General features: G+C 66.1%; 22 protein-coding genes and 2 tRNA genes. 10 read left to right on the top strand and 14 right to left on the bottom strand.

Features of this window, described 5'->3' with window-relative positions; all coding sequences use genetic code 11:
- The first annotated feature begins 4 nt into the window (after positions 1-4).
- The 5 genes from PIR02_15880 (at position 5) to PIR02_15860 (ending at position 3,458) form a co-directional block, all read left to right on the top strand.
- Entirely contained in the window at positions 5-538 is a 534-nt protein-coding gene (locus tag PIR02_15880; GenBank protein WZH36226.1) for a hypothetical protein, read from the top strand.
- Positions 539-961: 423 nt separating this feature from the next.
- Positions 962-1,192, top strand: coding sequence for a hypothetical protein (locus tag PIR02_15875; protein WZH36225.1), 231 nt, complete (start codon positions 962-964; stop codon positions 1,190-1,192).
- Positions 1,185-2,108, top strand: coding sequence for a hypothetical protein (locus PIR02_15870; GenBank protein ID WZH36224.1), 924 nt, complete (start codon positions 1,185-1,187; stop codon positions 2,106-2,108). The genes PIR02_15875 and PIR02_15870 overlap by 8 nt, the downstream gene beginning before the upstream one ends.
- Positions 2,105-2,575 (top strand): hypothetical protein, encoded by a 471-nt coding sequence (locus tag PIR02_15865; GenBank protein WZH36223.1) that lies wholly within the window; start codon positions 2,105-2,107, stop codon positions 2,573-2,575. The genes PIR02_15870 and PIR02_15865 overlap by 4 nt, the downstream gene beginning before the upstream one ends.
- Before the next feature lie 13 nt (positions 2,576-2,588).
- Positions 2,589-3,458, top strand: coding sequence for a hypothetical protein (locus PIR02_15860; GenBank protein WZH36222.1), 870 nt, complete (start codon positions 2,589-2,591; stop codon positions 3,456-3,458).
- A gap of 147 nt (positions 3,459-3,605) precedes the next feature.
- Here PIR02_15860 and PIR02_15855 read toward each other — a convergent pair whose 3' ends face one another.
- The 11 genes from PIR02_15855 to PIR02_15805 form a co-directional block, all read right to left on the bottom strand.
- Positions 3,606-4,379 carry a hypothetical protein gene (locus tag PIR02_15855; protein WZH36221.1) on the bottom strand — a complete coding sequence of 258 codons (774 nt, stop codon included), beginning with the start codon at positions 4,377-4,379 and terminating at the stop codon, positions 3,606-3,608.
- Positions 4,380-4,497: 118 nt separating this feature from the next.
- Positions 4,498-5,112, bottom strand: coding sequence for a hypothetical protein (locus tag PIR02_15850; GenBank protein WZH36220.1), 615 nt, complete (start codon positions 5,110-5,112; stop codon positions 4,498-4,500).
- A gap of 222 nt (positions 5,113-5,334) precedes the next feature.
- Complete coding sequence (locus tag PIR02_15845; protein ID WZH36219.1) at positions 5,335-5,580, bottom strand: hypothetical protein; 246 nt, start codon at positions 5,578-5,580, stop codon at positions 5,335-5,337.
- Positions 5,581-6,078: 498 nt separating this feature from the next.
- Complete coding sequence (locus PIR02_15840; protein ID WZH36218.1) at positions 6,079-6,513, bottom strand: hypothetical protein; 435 nt, start codon at positions 6,511-6,513, stop codon at positions 6,079-6,081.
- A gap of 74 nt (positions 6,514-6,587) precedes the next feature.
- Positions 6,588-6,806 (bottom strand): hypothetical protein, encoded by a 219-nt coding sequence (locus PIR02_15835; GenBank protein ID WZH36217.1) that lies wholly within the window; start codon positions 6,804-6,806, stop codon positions 6,588-6,590.
- A gap of 491 nt (positions 6,807-7,297) precedes the next feature.
- Entirely contained in the window at positions 7,298-7,585 is a 288-nt protein-coding gene (locus PIR02_15830) for an ATP-dependent DNA ligase (GenBank protein ID WZH36216.1), read from the bottom strand.
- A 139-nt stretch (positions 7,586-7,724) separates the two neighbouring features.
- Positions 7,725-8,102, bottom strand: a complete 378-nt coding sequence (locus PIR02_15825) for a hypothetical protein (protein ID WZH36215.1) — start codon at positions 8,100-8,102, stop codon at positions 7,725-7,727.
- Between the two features lie 73 nt (positions 8,103-8,175).
- Positions 8,176-8,463 carry a hypothetical protein gene (locus tag PIR02_15820; GenBank protein ID WZH36214.1) on the bottom strand — a complete coding sequence of 96 codons (288 nt, stop codon included), beginning with the start codon at positions 8,461-8,463 and terminating at the stop codon, positions 8,176-8,178.
- A gap of 105 nt (positions 8,464-8,568) precedes the next feature.
- Positions 8,569-8,874, bottom strand: coding sequence for a hypothetical protein (locus PIR02_15815; protein ID WZH36213.1), 306 nt, complete (start codon positions 8,872-8,874; stop codon positions 8,569-8,571).
- A gap of 201 nt (positions 8,875-9,075) precedes the next feature.
- Positions 9,076-9,148: transfer RNA gene (locus tag PIR02_15810), tRNA-Arg, on the bottom strand.
- Between the two features lie 8 nt (positions 9,149-9,156).
- The gene (locus PIR02_15805) at positions 9,157-10,098 is read right to left on the bottom strand and encodes a site-specific integrase (protein WZH36212.1); all 942 of its coding nucleotides are present in this window, start codon (positions 10,096-10,098) and stop codon (positions 9,157-9,159) included.
- Positions 10,099-10,816: 718 nt separating this feature from the next.
- On the opposite strand from PIR02_15805, the gene orn reads away from it, so the two are divergent.
- From orn to PIR02_15780, 5 genes are all read left to right on the top strand, one after another.
- Positions 10,817-11,443 carry an oligoribonuclease gene (orn, locus tag PIR02_15800; GenBank protein WZH36211.1) on the top strand — a complete coding sequence of 209 codons (627 nt, stop codon included), beginning with the start codon at positions 10,817-10,819 and terminating at the stop codon, positions 11,441-11,443.
- Between the two features lie 36 nt (positions 11,444-11,479).
- Positions 11,480-11,555: transfer RNA gene (locus tag PIR02_15795), tRNA-His, on the top strand.
- A gap of 161 nt (positions 11,556-11,716) precedes the next feature.
- Positions 11,717-12,064 (top strand): metallopeptidase family protein, encoded by a 348-nt coding sequence (locus tag PIR02_15790; protein ID WZH39025.1) that lies wholly within the window; start codon positions 11,717-11,719, stop codon positions 12,062-12,064.
- Positions 12,055-12,363: an ATP-dependent Clp protease adapter ClpS gene (gene clpS, locus PIR02_15785; protein WZH36210.1), complete on the top strand. Its 309-nt coding sequence runs from the start codon at positions 12,055-12,057 to the stop codon at positions 12,361-12,363. The genes PIR02_15790 and clpS overlap by 10 nt, the downstream gene beginning before the upstream one ends.
- Positions 12,360-12,842, top strand: coding sequence for a DUF2017 family protein (locus PIR02_15780; GenBank protein ID WZH36209.1), 483 nt, complete (start codon positions 12,360-12,362; stop codon positions 12,840-12,842). The genes clpS and PIR02_15780 overlap by 4 nt, the downstream gene beginning before the upstream one ends.
- A gap of 58 nt (positions 12,843-12,900) precedes the next feature.
- On the opposite strand, the gene PIR02_15775 is transcribed toward PIR02_15780, so the two are convergent.
- From PIR02_15775 to PIR02_15765, 3 genes are all read right to left on the bottom strand, one after another.
- The gene (locus PIR02_15775) at positions 12,901-13,506 is read right to left on the bottom strand and encodes a hypothetical protein (GenBank protein WZH36208.1); all 606 of its coding nucleotides are present in this window, start codon (positions 13,504-13,506) and stop codon (positions 12,901-12,903) included.
- The gene (locus PIR02_15770) at positions 13,481-13,801 is read right to left on the bottom strand and encodes a hypothetical protein (GenBank protein WZH36207.1); all 321 of its coding nucleotides are present in this window, start codon (positions 13,799-13,801) and stop codon (positions 13,481-13,483) included. Before PIR02_15770 ends, PIR02_15775 begins: the two co-directional genes overlap by 26 nt.
- A gap of 70 nt (positions 13,802-13,871) precedes the next feature.
- Positions 13,872-15,128 (bottom strand): DNA polymerase IV, encoded by a 1,257-nt coding sequence (locus PIR02_15765; protein ID WZH36206.1) that lies wholly within the window; start codon positions 15,126-15,128, stop codon positions 13,872-13,874.
- Positions 15,129-15,190: the final 62 nt, after the last annotated feature.

The following is a 15,190-nucleotide window of genomic DNA, read 5'->3' as shown; positions in this document are numbered from 1 at the left end:
CCACATGGCGCTTGAGACCGTCACCTTCAAACTGGAGGACTTCGCCGGGAAGCCGCGACCGGACCTGCACCTGCGGGTGCTGTTCATCCCCAACGGCGCAGCCATCGGCGGCGACACGCTCTTCATCAGCCCACCCATCGTCGTCGACACGTTCCAGGACGACGGATCCGGCGAAGTGGAGCTGCAAGACACTCACTCGCTCTGGCTCATCACCGGCGAAGACGTCTGGTACGACGTCCGGGTCGAACGATTCGCCGGCACCTACTCGACCGCGTTCGGCGGGCAGGCCATTGCCGATTACATCCCCTGGGACTACCCGGGCTGGGAGCTGCGCGTGCCGCCCGGTGGCGGTGAGCTCGCGGCCCTCGTCCGTGCCCCAACCAACCCCGCACAGATCTTCGTGGGCCCCGGACGCAGCCCCGGCTCCAACGACGACGAGCCCGTGCAGGTGCTCCTCCCGTCGACCTACACGGGCTGGTACCGCACCAACACCCTGCCCATCGAGGGCGTCCGCAACTACTTCGAGTGGGGAGACTGAACATGGGCCGCTGGATTCCCAAAGCACAGATCGCCTTCGCGAACGACCTCATCACCGCATCGCTCGTGCTCGACGAGGACAGCGCCACCTACGCCGCGTTCCGAGGCATCGCCGCCGTCCTCATCTCCGCCGCACTGGCGGAAGATCCGAACCTCGCCGCCTACGTGTCGCAGACCGCGGCGCAGGCCGTCGCAGCGGAACTCGCGAGCAAGGCGCTCGTGCAGACAACAGGCACCGGCACCGACGGGCGCCAGGACTACTTCCCCGACGGGGACAAGTGGGGATGGAACTCAGACACCCCGTACGTCGACCCGAACCTGGGCACTACTCTCCCCGACGAGCCCACCAACGCAGCCCTGCAAGCGGTCGGCTTCCTCCGCGCGATCGCCGCAGTCGACGCCGTGGGCGGCACTGGCCCGGGAATTGACGCCCGCCGACGGGCGACCCACGTTCCTCGAGGTATCCGACAAGTACGACCCCATCACGGGCGTCGTGCCAGCGTCGCTGCGCTCCGACATCTCCCGCGGTCACGTCACCGCCGACAAGTACATCGCCGGCCGCGACCTGGCCAAACTCGTTCCCGCCGGTCGCTTCGTGCTGCACGAGCAGCCCGACGGCCTCCACCTCATCGAAGGCGAGATGACCAATGCCTGACCACGGCCTCCTCCTGCTCGGCGGGAAATCGAGCGAACGACACCCCTTCACCGTCGAGGACATCCTCGCCGACGAAGGCGGCCAGCTCGTGCGCCGCGGCGAAATCATCTACGCCGAGGACTTCGCCAACGACTATGGCAACTGGACCCCGGTGTTCCAGGCCGGAAGCGACGGTGCATCCCGCCCGGACATTCGATCGCCTCTCAGCCGGGTCAAGTACCCCGGCGGCAGCGCCCTGCGCATCGCCGCCCCGGGACAGATCCGCGGGCAGGGCACCGCGACCGACGCGATCGTGCGCCTCGCCCGGCCCCGCGCAACCACCGGGCTGACGCAGGGCGCCATCGTGTCGTTCGGGTTCTACTACTCCCTGTTCGTGGAGTACCTGACCAGCGCATCGGGTGGAGCCACGAAGCGGGTGTCGTGGGACTCGTTCGGCGCCGGCATCGACAACCAAGCCTGGGACAACTCCGAGCGCGCCTACTTCACCGCACTGGCGAAGTCCGACACCGGCGACGTCAACGCCGAGCGGTGGCAGCTCCGCGGCGCCCGCTCCTCCGCGAGCAACCCCATACAGTGGGTCGACGTGCCCGCCAGCCGTGGCGCGTCGGGTCTGGTCCTCGGCTACAACGAGAACAAGACCAACTTCCAGTACGGCCGCCTCACCGCCCGCGTCGGGACGAACGCGGAGTACCTCGAGCTGCAGATGGGCGGGCGCGCCATCGACCTGCGCGGTATCGCCGCCGTGCAGGAACCGATCCAGTTCGGCGCCGACAACACCGCAGCGAACTTCCGCGGCGGGTTCAACCCCTTCTTCAGCTACAAGCTCCTGACCGACGCGCTCGAGGTCATCTGCGGCGGCATCTACGTCACCCGCCTGACCGTGAGCTACAAGGACGAACTGGACCTCGCCGCATGACCGTACAGCCGCACCTCCTGTTCTCCGAGCGGTGGGATCAGACGATCACCGCCGACGGATCCGACGGAATCAGCACCCTCATCCCCGCCAACGGGTTCCGCTGCTCGGACTCGCATCTGCTCGTCTTCTCCGGCCGGTACACGGGCACGAAGACGCCGCAGCCGACGACGGTGGAGTGGGCGCTGGTCCCGCAGATCCTCATCCCTCACACGTCGGGGTATCAGTTCTCGATGCCGGGATGGCAGAGCGTGAAGCCGTCCTACCTCGGCATCCAGGCCACCGGCGCGACCGTCGACGAGGCGGGCGGCCGGGTGGTCATGTCCAGCTCGGTCAACGGGACGCTCAGCTTCGACATCCGCGTCGACGTGTCCAAGATCGACGGCTTCCAATGGCTGAGTGTGGTCACCGCCACCGGCACCAACCCCGCCCGCATCGGTCGCTCCCTGACCATGTCTGAGCACTTCTAAGAAGGGACAACCATTGGCCACGCGTAACCCCGTTCGCACCCGCTTCCCCGGTTTCAACCCGACCGCGAACTTCGCACCCGACGCGTCCCTCACCGACGGCGACCTGCTCCTGCTGGATCCGGGTCGCCCCGACGGCACCTGGGAGGGAACGCAGATCCCCAACCTCGCCGCAGCGTCCGCCAAGCGGATCACCGGCAGCGACGTCGGCTTCGCCACCCTGTTCAACTCGTTCGCGTCGACCGCGTCCGGGCGCGTCGAGCGCACGGCAAAGGGGCGCCCGCACATCATGGTGTCCAAGCAGTCGAACACCTCGAGCGGCGCGACAGGTCTCGGAGCCGGTGCGGGCCTGCAGATCCTCGCGGCGCTCAAGGCATACTTCGAGGCCAACCCCACCCACGTGTACACGTTCGTGTTCGCGTTCAAGCTGACCCGCGGATACACCGCCACGGCGCCGGCGCTCTACCCGCTCTTCGGCCTCAAGACGCCGGCGAGCCTCGCGAACTCCAAGGTCTACACGGGTATCACCGCGAGCGGCACCCTGAGCGGCGTCCCGACAGCGGCGCCGGATCGCCTCGGGCTGACCGGGACGACCCTGCCGGGAGATTCGTCGGAGAAGTACGTCGCGATCACCGCGAAGGGCTTCACGCTCTCGACCGCGGTGAGCACGATCATGCTGTACCTGGGAGCGTGGGACTCCGCCACGCAGAACCGGGCCCCATCGATCGCTATCAGCCGCGTTCGCGCCACCGACCTCAGCGCCGGCACCGACCTGACGCACGGCAACGTCGTCGCCCGCGACCAGCGCGCGTGGAGCGCATCGCTCTCGGTCGGTGGGTACTACTACGGCGACACGATGAGCGACCCGGCGGAGCTGGTCCCCTGAGCCCGAGTACGATGTCGCGCATGGGCCATGCAGTCGAGCCGAACATCGAGCTGCTCGCCTCGGCGGTTCGCAAATTGATCAACCTCGACAACCCAAGAGACGACAGTTTGGCGTTCCTGGCTCGTACTCACGGGTGGGTCGAAGGCATCACGGAGCCTGAGGTTGAGGCTCTTGCGGTCCTCGACCGACACCTGCAGGGTCGCTAGACCGTGTGAGAAGGTCCCAGAGAAGCTCAAGGTAGTGGTGCGCTAGTCGCTGCGGAGTCGGCTCAACAAAGCCCTCGGGCGCATTCCAGAGCAGTTGCCGCGTGACGGGCCATTCCTCGTCGTCTCGTGTGTGATCTGACACTCCGTAGGTCGACGGCAGCTCGCCTCGCTTCAATCCATCGGTGCGAAGCGCGTAAAACCATCGACACACGGGGTCTCTCATCAAACGGGTTTTTTCGACGTCGTACCAGGTGACAAACTCCGGGACTCGGGACTGGATCCTGTCCAGACTGGAGGTGACTGATCGTCCGAAAGTCGCAACGACCAGTAGACCAGACATCCAACGGTCATACCGGCGGGTAAGCAGCACGTCATAGCCCAGCAGCGCGGCGCGGTACTGCGTCCAACCGGCGAACCAGAACGCGCGAGCTTCCGCGGCAGGGTCTGTTGAAGGCGGAATAGACAGGAGCAGTACGGTCTCCGAGATCATGCGTGGACCGTCGAAGGGCCACTCCGGGTGAGCTCTCTCAGACGCCGCGAGAATTTCATCCACAGTGAGCGATCCTTCGGACTGAGCGACCGCCGCGTCGAAGTCGAAAAAGGTCTCGTGGTACCCGCACTCACAGGTGCTCCACCATCTGTCACCGAAAACGAGCTCCGGCTCCGGAAGTGGTCTGCGGCAATTGATGCACTCGATGACGGCCGTGTCGCTCATGGCGCGATCTTACAGAAGGCCGATCGGCGCCTCTCCGCGGGCGCGCGCTCGCGATCACGGGCAACTCTCAACGCCCCCGGCGTCCCTCTTCGAAGGGACGCCGGGGGCCGTTTCGTCGTTATGGGCGCGCCGCGTGCGCCTCGAGCCACTGCTCGGCTGTCCTGTAGACCGCATTCGTGGCATGCAGCAGTTGGAGGACGTTCACCGTTTCGTCAACCGCAACGTATTCGCCTGTAGGGGGGTCGAATCGCCTGCTCCAAATGGGTGGCGGCGAGTCGACGATGCGGATCCCGTCCTCAGGGCCGACGAAGTCCTGCATCCAACCCGCTCCCGGCTCGGCCGCCACGATCGCGTCCTCTATTCGTTCGTCGTAATGCTCTATCCGGTTGCGTACGGTTCGGTCGTGGACAGGTTCCATCGATTCGTCGTCGAAGACGCTTCGCATGAACGCGGCGCGGGCTGTTCGGAGTGCTCGGACCGCCGGTTTTCCCTTTTGAGTAGGTCGGATCAGGCTGGAGATGCGTCCGGCGTTGAGGATGATTTGCTCAACGGACGCGAAGACGTGACGCCACGGGAGACGGCTCAGCGGCTCATTCTCCGCCTGCGCGATCTGGGCATCGAGTAGATGCCCCGTCATGCCGATCATGTAGCCCAGGTCGTAGACGCGACCAATGAAGTGTTCTCGAAGGCGCGCTGTCAGCTCGCCGCCGTCATCCAGACCTTGCCATTCCATGGGGTGTCCAATCTCCTCAAACCCTAGGCCAATCGCACGGTGACGAGCGCGTGCCCCTCAGGCACCTGCCCCTGCAACGCGGGCATGTCGGCGGCTTCGATCTCCCGGACCCCGTCGCGGCGTCTGAGGTATGGCCTGCCAGCTAGAAGCCCCGTCGTACTGTGTGGGGCCGAGCGCATGAGCGTCGGGCCAATGGAGATTCCTCCGACGGCTCGACCGATCTCACTCGTCCGCAGTAGGCGGCCACATACCGCGCCGCTTCATCTCTTTCTCGACCGCCCACCTGGCGTCGTCTAGAGCCGGATCACGGTGGTGTGCTGAGTGTGCTGTGAACGTCGTCGCGTTGAGGTTGTCGTGAAACTGGGCGCGTTCGATTTGGGCGATCCGTCGCTGGCGCTCGGCGAGGTCTAAATCGCTCAACTCGTTCACCTTCGACACGTCGTATACGGCGTCGTGCTCACTACTCACTTCTGACTCCGGCGATGACGGACAACCACCACGACGGCGACAATGATGCCCGCGAGGATGATCACAGACGGGACACCGACCGCGAGCGTGAGTACCGTCTGAATGGGCGGCAGGAAGGGATTTCTCTCCATACCGCAGAGCATGGCCGAACAAGACGTCCGCCGGCGAGGCCTTGACCCAGACTCCCACCCATCCGCGTCGCACACAGCCCTCCGCTAGCCTGAGCGGATGTCGCGTACACGATTGATGGTCGTTGGTGCGGCGGTTGCCGTTGTTGGGAGCGTTGCGACCGTCGTGTACTTCTTCCAACCGTGGCGAACCTGTGACTACGAGGACGCTTCTGTCGGGTGCTCGATGCTGCCTGCGGACGCGGTAGGCATGATGGTCTCGATAGCGGTCGTCGTGGTCGGGCTCGGTGCTCTGGTGCTTGGCTTTACTACGAGGTCAGCAGCTCGTTAGCCCGGACGGTCTACCCGGGCCCGGCTAATGACCCGGGTGTCAGGGGATGGTGATCGCGAATGCCTGGACGCGTGGTTGTGCGCCCTCGGCCATGACCGTTGCCGTTACCGTGCCGGACGTTCCGGATGGCGCCTGAAGCACGATGGTGCAGTTTCCGACCTGCGCACTGGGTGCGACCGCTGCGTTCGAGACGTAGGTGTTCACGCTGCGGGACCACGCGGAGGTGAGCCAGCCGCCGAAGGTGAACGGTCCAAGGTCGAACACGACGGTGAGGACGGCGCTCTGACTGGTGTCGTTGGTCGCGTTCCACGTCCAGTTCACCGAGTTCGCGAATTGCTGATACCTGTAGATCTCGTTTACCGTGCCGGCGGTTTCGCCTGATGCGGCGGCGGCCGGGACCGCCATGGCTACGGCAACGACGGGCGCGGACCACACGCCCGCGACGATCAGGCTTCTTCTTGAGATGTCCCCCACGACCGTGACTCTATCGGAGCGCGAGACCTGCGCGGCACTGCCCGACGTGGCTCGGCAGAACGGACCGTCGCAGCTCAGGGAAGTTCGTCGGCTCGGGCGGCCGCGAGGGCCTCGTCGGCTTGCTCGTTCTTGAGGATCTGACGTCCCCATAAACCCGCCGCGAGGCTCGCGAGTGCGGTGGCGATGGCGAGCGGCCACAGTGTGGTGGTGGCAAGGGCGACCGTCAGGAGCAACAGCAAAGCCGGGACCGTGAACTGGAACAGTTGTGCTCCGCTGATGTCGCTCTTCGTCATGACGGTGATCGTATGGTGCGGAAGATTGCGTGATTCGGGTTCTTGACAAGGGCCCCAGAGATGTTTTCTCATTGGGGTCCGTCGGCTGATCGGCGGCGGTGAATCGGCTCGTGACAGTGGTTTCGAGGTGTGTATGCCCGGTCGTTCGTACACGGGGTGGGGCTACTTCGACGATGAGGGCGCGATCTTCGACCCTCCGAGTGGTCGGTTCTGGGATGAGGAAACTGCTGTGATGGCGGCGTGGTTCGAGCGAGCCGATCGACCTACCAGGGACGCGTTCGACGCTGTGATCGCGTGGCATGCTGAGGGTCTGTTCTGACACACACCTAAACGGATGAATGTGTCAAGCGTCAGCGACGGCGTCCCTCGGTCGGTATGTTCGTGTCGCGGCCCGGAGCGGGGGGCGAAACCCTCCGGCTCGCAACCTCCAAGATAGCTCGGGGTGGGAGCGGATCAGCGCACCCACCCCGAGCGATCAGACGCGTCGGGCGTCAAATACGTCCGAGGGTGATGGTCAGGCCATCCGGGCCGCTGGCTCCTTGCATCATCTCTTCGATGAGTTGGTTGTCGATGGAGGGCGGGCGGCTGCCGTAGAACTGCATCACGATCGGCGTCGCCGGGTGCATCCAGATGCTCAGGTGACCGTGATCGGGGTGCGGCAGGCTGAGCATGAACGGCTCTTGCCTGCGGAGTTTGTTCATCACCACGATCCGCAGATGTGACAGAAGCCGATCCTCGATGTCGACGATCGTTCGTTCCTGATAGATCAGACGTCCCACGGTGTCTCCTCCGAAGGTAGTTTGCAGTGGCGGTGCATGAGGGGGACGCGGGAATGCGGTCTGCAAGCGGTGATGGTGTCCATTCGCGAGCCGAGGATGCTCGGCGGTGACGCTGTGCGGGAGGACCTTGACAACGCGCTCAGGCGCGGCGGCCGCTTTCGCGATCCCATTCCAGCGACCGATACTGCAGGTAGGCGCACAGATTCCCCGCGACCACGAGCTCGGCCGCCAGGTGAGCGAGGTCCGCAACGCCGAAGGTCTGCTCCTCTGGGCGTGCGGTGAGTGTTGCTTGCCACAGCGGCTGGTCGTAACCGGTCGGCTCCATGTAGATAGACACGTTCTTGCCGTGCAGCTGGACCACTACTAGGCCCGTGTCGCGCCCGTCTGAGCCGTCCTGCTCCGCGACGTGCACTGACCCTGCAATGAGATATCCGTGCGCACGGAAGTCATCGACCCACTGCTGCAGCAGCGCCCGAGGGTGAAGGGGCGGTGAGTTCTCGAGGTCGTCTGACGGCACCAGCGCAGCCTACCGGCGCAAGAGACCCACAGTGGCACGGCGCGAAGGAAATCTTGCGGACCCACCCCGCGGCTCACGCACGAGGCGAGGCGGTCGATCGGGACGTGCGGAGGCGACCCCGAACCAGCCGGACGACCGCGACGCTGATCCCGGTGAGAGAGAACGAGAGCAGTGCCGCGCACATCACCATGGTCGTGACGATGGCGGCGAAACCGCCCGGTCGTTCCTGGTAGGTGAATGTCGAGGAGAGAGGGTCCCACACGAGAGTCTCAACCCCGTAGAGCGCTCCGATGCTGTACAGCAGGGGCACGCACAGCAACGCCACTCCCGCCGCGACAGCCCAGAGAATCGTCCGTCTCACGAGCAGGACGGTAGCACCAGTTTCCGAACCCGCGGTGAACGCTCAGCCCCCTCACCGATACTGCACGAGCGCTCCTGCGCGCCAACCCAGCGGTGACAACCACTCCTAGCTCTCGACGGCCCCGACCCACACCCAGCATCGGTGCTCGATGTCCTCGACGGTGAAGACGATGCCGACGGCATCCGGTGTCCAGCGCGAGACGAGCGCGTCGACGCGGATCGGGATGTTGCCGAACCGCACCCACGCTTTGACCTTGCGCCGAGGCCGGGGGTCGATCGTCAGCGGCACCTCATTCAGGCGCAGCTCCGAGGGGGTGAGCGTCTGCAGCGGACCGCCGCGCGAGATGTTGAGCAGGATCTTCTCACCCATGCGGCGGTCGATCGCGTCGGCGTAGCGTCTGTTCGTTCCCACGGGTGGCCGAGTGTCCTTTCCCCGGCCGAGAGGACAACAGGCTACGTCATCCGCCGAGGCGCCCGGGACGGTCCCACGACCTCCACGCCGTCGCGCCACCGACGCCGCTCACAACGCGTTAGAAGGCCCCTCCCGCACTCAGCGTGCACGAAGGGGCGTTCTAGGGCGTCTACGAGGCGTACAGCGGATCTCCTCGGTCGGTGCCCCCGGCGCGATTCGAACGCGCGACCGACGGATTAGAAAGCCGCTGCTCTATCCTCTGAGCTACGGGGGCTGACCGCTCTACGCTACCCGGCGAGCCGACTTGTCGGGAACCGTCACGGTCGGCAACCGCGTCACCGCGGCCGTCAGGGTCGGATCGCTCACGCGAACGTACTTCTGGACCGTCTGCGTGTCAGCGTGTCGGAGCGAGTGAGCGACCACCACCGTCGGGACGTCGAGCTCGATGAGCTCCGTCGCGTGCCAGGCGCGGAGATCGTGTGGCCGGTGCATGATGCCGGCACGCTTGACCGCCTTCGACATGCTGTTGCTCACAGTCGCCGCTGACACATGCTTTGAGGCATCCGCCTTCGTGGGGAACAGCCACCCCTTCATGTCCCGGTAGCGCTCGAGCTCCGGCCACACGAGCTCGTGGATCGGGCGCCACACGAAGCGACCCCCCTTCGCCTCCCACGAGAGGATGCGTCGATTGACCCAGTCGACCTTGTCCGCCCGCACCGCGGCGATCTCGCCGGCACGGAGCGCCTGGTACGCGTACAGCAGCACCCACAACCGCATCCGGCGATAGATACCCGAGTCGAGGAGCCGTTGAATGTCCTCGGTCGGGAACGGGTTCGGCTCCCGCTTCGGCACCTTCACGCGCGGCAACCTCACAGCTGGGTTGTCCGGGCGATCGCCCTCCTCCTGCAACCAGGTGAAGAATCCGTACATCGTCGACTTGTATTGAGACCGAGTCGACGCCGCGATCCCCGGCCGCGCTAGATCTGCCACGAGCTCGTCCCGCGTGACATCCACGAGCGTCGCCCCGGTCCGCCGCAGCATCGCCCGAATGACGATCTCGCGCTCGCGGATGCTCTTCTGTGTGCTGCTCGAGGCGAGCAGCCACGCTCGACGTCGCGCGATGATCCGCTCGTCTGGCGTGAGCCGCCCTCGAGCTGTTACCGCTGGCTCGTCTGCTCCCCCGTCGACGACCCTCAGCTCGGGTCGGTGCACTGCGTCCCCCATCATGATTCCTTCCGTGTATCTGCCCCGTGAATCGGTCCAGTGAAGCTAGCCAGACCTCGGCAGCGACACGAGAATCGGTCCGTCAACGGACCGAACCTCAGTACTCCTAGGTAGCCTGGAACGCCGGAATTCCGCGACTGCAGGCGGGGATGCCGGTCCGCGTATGGACCGCACCCGAAGCGGCTCCTACGCCGATAGGAGCTGGTCATCATCACTGCCTGGAGGCGGTGGCTCGACGACGCGACCGACGGCGCATCCCACCGGGAGATTGCCCGACAGGTCGGCGTCAGCCACCAAACCGTCGGCCGCTGGCTGAACGCCGACATGGCCCCGTGCCACGGCATCATCGCGATCGCGCGCGCGTTCGGCGCCGATCCCGTCGAGGGGATGGTCGTGGCGGGCTGGCTTACCGACGCAGACTTCACGACCGGCGGATTCCGAAACGCTGTAAGCCGTGCCCCCACCACGTTCCTGACCGACGAGCTGCACCAGCGAGCAAGTGCCGGCGACGTGGTCGGCGGTTTCGTCGGGCTCCGTCGCATGTTCGCGCCTGGCGCCGCAGCGGTCAGGCGATCGAGTCCGAGAGAGTGCGCCGGCCGAACTCGACGTGAGTGACGATGCCGCCCGAAACGCCCGCCTTGTAATCCGCCGGTCACACGTTCGAATCGTGTCTGGGGGACTCCGTTCCGGCGTCGGACCCCCTCACTAGACTGGAGGGATGGTAGGCGCTTCTGTAAACGACCGGCTCGTCTGGATCGACTGCGAGATGACGGGCCTCGACCTCGCGGTCGACGAGTTGGTCGAGATCGCCGTCGTGGTCACGGACTTCGAGCTCACTGTGCTCGACCCCGGTTTCCACATCGTCATCAAGCCCGACGCCTCCGCTCTCGAGAACATGGGTGAGTTCGTCACCGAGATGCATCGATCGTCGGGCCTTCTCGAGGAGATTCCTCACGGGGTCAGCCTTGCGGATGCCGAGTTCCAAGCGCTCGAGTACATTCAGCGTTTCGCCCCCGTGGAAGGCAAAGCCCCTCTCGCCGGGAACACGATCGGTACCGACCGGATGTTCCTGGCCAAGTACATGCCGCGCGTCGACCGCTGGCTGCACTACCGCAACGTCGATGTCTCGAGCATCAAGGAGCTTTCGCGCCGGTGGTACCCGCGGGCGTACATCCACGCTCCGGCGAAGAACGGCGGACACCGGGCCCTGGCCGACATCCTCGAATCCATCCGCGAACTGTCGTACTACCGCGAGGCCGTTTTCGTCCCCCAGCCCGGTCCGACGAGCGACGAGGCGAAGGCGGTCGCAGCCTCGGCAGTGTCGTCGTTCGCGCGCGACGTATGACATAATTGTCCAGTTGTCCGCTGCGGCGGACACATGGTGGCTATAGCTCAGTTGGTAGAGCACCGCGTTGTGGTCGCGGGGGCCGCGGGTTCAAGTCCCGTTAGCCACCCCACTTCCTCGAAGGCCCGCCGAGATCCCTCGGTGGGCCTTCGTCGTTCCGGGAGGTCGAGCCTGGGTCGCCCGTAGAATCAAGGGACCACCGACCATCCATTGACCTCACCGGCCGATTTCGCGGGAGATGACTTGAGCGATGACGCGCGCACCGTCGACGCGATGACGCTCGACGCCGATGAATTCGAGGCACTCGTGGTCGAGGAACTTGATCGCCTTCCCGACGACATGGTCGAGGGTCTGGACAACGTCGTGTTCGTCGTCGAAGACCGCCCCGAGGATGGGTCGCTCGATCTTCTCGGCCTCTACGACGGATGGGCGTTGACGGAACGAGACCGCTACGGGGTCGGCGAACTGCCGGATCGAATCATCGTCTATCGCGAGCAGCACCTCGCGGTGTGCGGGAACATCTCCGAACTCCGCGACGAGATCCACACCACGCTCGTTCATGAGATCGCCCACTTCTACGGGATCGACGACGAACGCCTTCACGAGCTGGGGTGGGCCTGATGGCCGGCACCGCTCTGCCCGATCTCGACGTGGTCGAGGAGACCGATCTCACGGCTGTCCCCCCGTCGTCCTGGCAGACCGTCGTGTGGAACGATCCGGTGAACCTGATGAGCTACGTCAGTCACGTCTTCCGGACCTACTTCGGCTTCGACGCGGCAACGGCCGAGCGCCTGATGCTCGCCGTTCACCACGACGGACACGCCGTCGTGGCGCGCGGACCCCGAGAGGTCATGGAAGCCCATACCCAGGCCATGCACGATTACGGGCTGTGGGCCACTGTCCGGAAGGAGCCCGTGTGAGCGACAAGATCGTGGTGCTCGAGATGAGCGGTCTCGAGGCCCTGCATCTGGCCGGCATCGTCGGACAGTTCCGCGATGTCGTCGCTGACACGCGCCGCGACGACGATCCCGCGATCGCCCGTCTCCTCCCCGCTGCCTACCCTGACGACGACGCCGCGACGGCGGAGTTTCGGCGACTCACTGGAGATGACCTTCTGGGCCGACGCGCCCGAGATGCGGAGATCGTTCTGCACACGCTCGGCATGGACGGCGGCGACATCCGTTCGGACGACGATCCGGATGCCACGCTCACGGTCGCGCTCGGAGAGGACGAGGCGATGTCGTGGATGCGCACTCTCTCGGCCGTCCGTCTCGTCATGGCGACGCGGCTCGGCATCCACAGCGAAGATGATCATGAGCCTGACGACCCCCGCTTCGGGATCTACGACTGGATCGGATATCGCCTCGACGGCCTGGTGTCGGCGCTCGATCGCGGCTGAGCGGTCACGCGGCAGCAGACCCCTCTGCGAGTTGCGACGGGATCCGTTCATTGCACCGTCAAGGGACGCGGACGAAGAGCGTTGCCAAAGACACAGGGTTGTTCTGCTCGAGATGTCGGTCTTCCTGAACCGCCCAGCGCTTCCAGTGCGGCCGGTAGCTGTCACCGTCGCGATCGAGCGCCCGGTGCCGGCGTGAACCCGCCGGAGCGTCGACCCAGACGGAGATGTCCGCGAGACGAGCCGTCTCCGGCGTCAGCACTCCCGCACCCTCCACGATCAGCGGCAGCGAGGGGTCGACCGCGTACGACTCGGCGCGATCGTTCGCCTCCCAGTCCCACCGCTGCCAGACGCCCACCAGGCCTTTCGCGTGCGGGGTCAGGATCGCTTCGCGCGCGTACGCCGCCCCGTCGGCGAGACCATCCCAGCCCGGGTAGACATCGTCGAGGGCGACGAGCTGGACGCGGCCGTGAAGCGGCCATGCGGCCACGAGGCGGCGAGCCAATGAGGTCTTCCCGGCCCCGCTGCGCCCATCCACGACGATCACCGGATTGGTGACGCCGAGCTTCTGCACGCGCTCGGTGATGGCGAGCGCCGCCGCCGTCAGCGCGTCGTCGACGGCGTCGGCGCTGGCGTCCGCGCTACTTCTTGAGGGCGCGGATGACACGGCTGAGCGCGCGACCGGCGACCCACACGAACGGGATGCCGACGGCGAGCAGCGACACGAGGTTCGGATCGAAGCGCAGGTCGTCACCGCGGCGGATGTAGGCGCCGAGCGGGAGCGTGTATCCCCCACCGCCGCCACCGCCGTTTCCCTGCTCGTCAGATCCGCCGCCGTACCCGGCCCATACGAGGGCGACGGGGACGATGCGAACACCGTCGACGTCCTGCTGCTCACCGTAGGCGGCGGTGACGCCGAAGTTCGTGGATTGCTTACCGAGTTCCAGAGCGATGTTGGGCATGTGCCCACCGTACCGGCCGGATCCGTCCCGTCGAGGGTGTTGCATCGATCGACCCCGCGTGCCTCGCCCCTCAGTGCTCATAAGACGGCCGCGGGTTCGTCGGCAGGGCTCCCCCGCCCCGCGACGGTCCGAGCAGAGATCCACGTGTCACGGCGCCGCGACCGAACCGTGCGGCCGCGCCATCGAGCGCGCCCTCGACGCGTCGCCACTCGGCGTCGTCATCCCACAGGGTCGCCGCGATCGCGGCGGGCTTGAGCTTCTCTCCGCGCACGCCGACCAACCGCACCGCTTGGCGGCGGTCGATCGCGTCGAACAACTCGATCGCCGCGTCGCCGATGCGCTGGCCGACGGACGTGGCTTCGGGGAGCGTCCGCGACCGGCTGATGGTCGTGAAGTCGGAGAAGCGCACCTTGATCGAGATCGTGGAGGCCTCGTGATACTGGGCTCGCAGACGTGCCCCGACACGATCGGCGAGGCGTCGTAGTTCCACATGCAGAGTGCGCGTGTCGGAGATGTCGGTGTGGAAGGTCTCCTCGTGGCCGATGCTCTTCTCGGTGCGTGTGGTGTGCACCTCCCGCGCATCGATCCCACGGGCGAGGTGCCAGATCCGCTCCCCCATCGCCGGCCCGAGTACCTGGTCGAGCGCGGGGCGTGGGGTGTCGAGGATGTCGGAGATGAGCCGGACGCCGCGGGATTCGAGAGCTTCCGCGGCTTTGGGTCCGACGCCCCACAGAGCGCGCACCGAGCGCGGGCGGAGGAAGGCCTCGGTGTCCGCCTCCGCAACGACCAGCAGCCCGTCGGGTTTCGAGATGGTGGATGCCATTTTCGCGACGTGCTTGGTCGCCGCGACGCCGATGCTGCAGGTCAGTCCCGTCTCGGCCTTCACCCGGGCACGCAGGTCGCGGGCGATCTTTCCCGGGCTCCCCCACAATCGCCGCGCCCCACGCACATCGAGGAAGGCCTCGTCGATCGAGAGCGGTTCCACCAGCGGCGTCACATCGTGGAAGATCGCCATGACCTGCCGCGACATCTCGGTGTACCGGTGGTACGGCGGGTTGACGACGACGGCGGTCGGGCACAGACGCAGAGCGATCGCAACCGGCATGGCGGACTTGACGCCGTAGCGACGCGCCTCGTATGACGCGCTGGACACCACGCCTCGCCCCTCGGAGCCGCCGATGATCAGAGGTTTCCCCGCAAGGGACGGGTCATCGAGCACGGCGACGGAGGCGAAGAAGGCATCCATGTCGACGTGCAGGATGCCGGTGCCGGTGTCGTCCGCGTCGGGCCCTGAGACGATGCGCCCCGTGCCGTCTCCGCGTCCCATGCATCCATTCTCTCCCGGGCCTCCGACATCGGGGCGCCTCCCCCCGGTCGCTCTTCTTGCGC

Origin of the sequence: Microbacterium enclense, assembly GCA_038182865.1 — a bacterium.
Classification (GTDB): domain Bacteria; phylum Actinomycetota; class Actinomycetes; order Actinomycetales; family Microbacteriaceae; genus Microbacterium; species Microbacterium enclense_B.
Note: the sequence above shows the minus strand (reverse complement) of the source record. Positions and strands in the feature narration are given on the sequence as shown.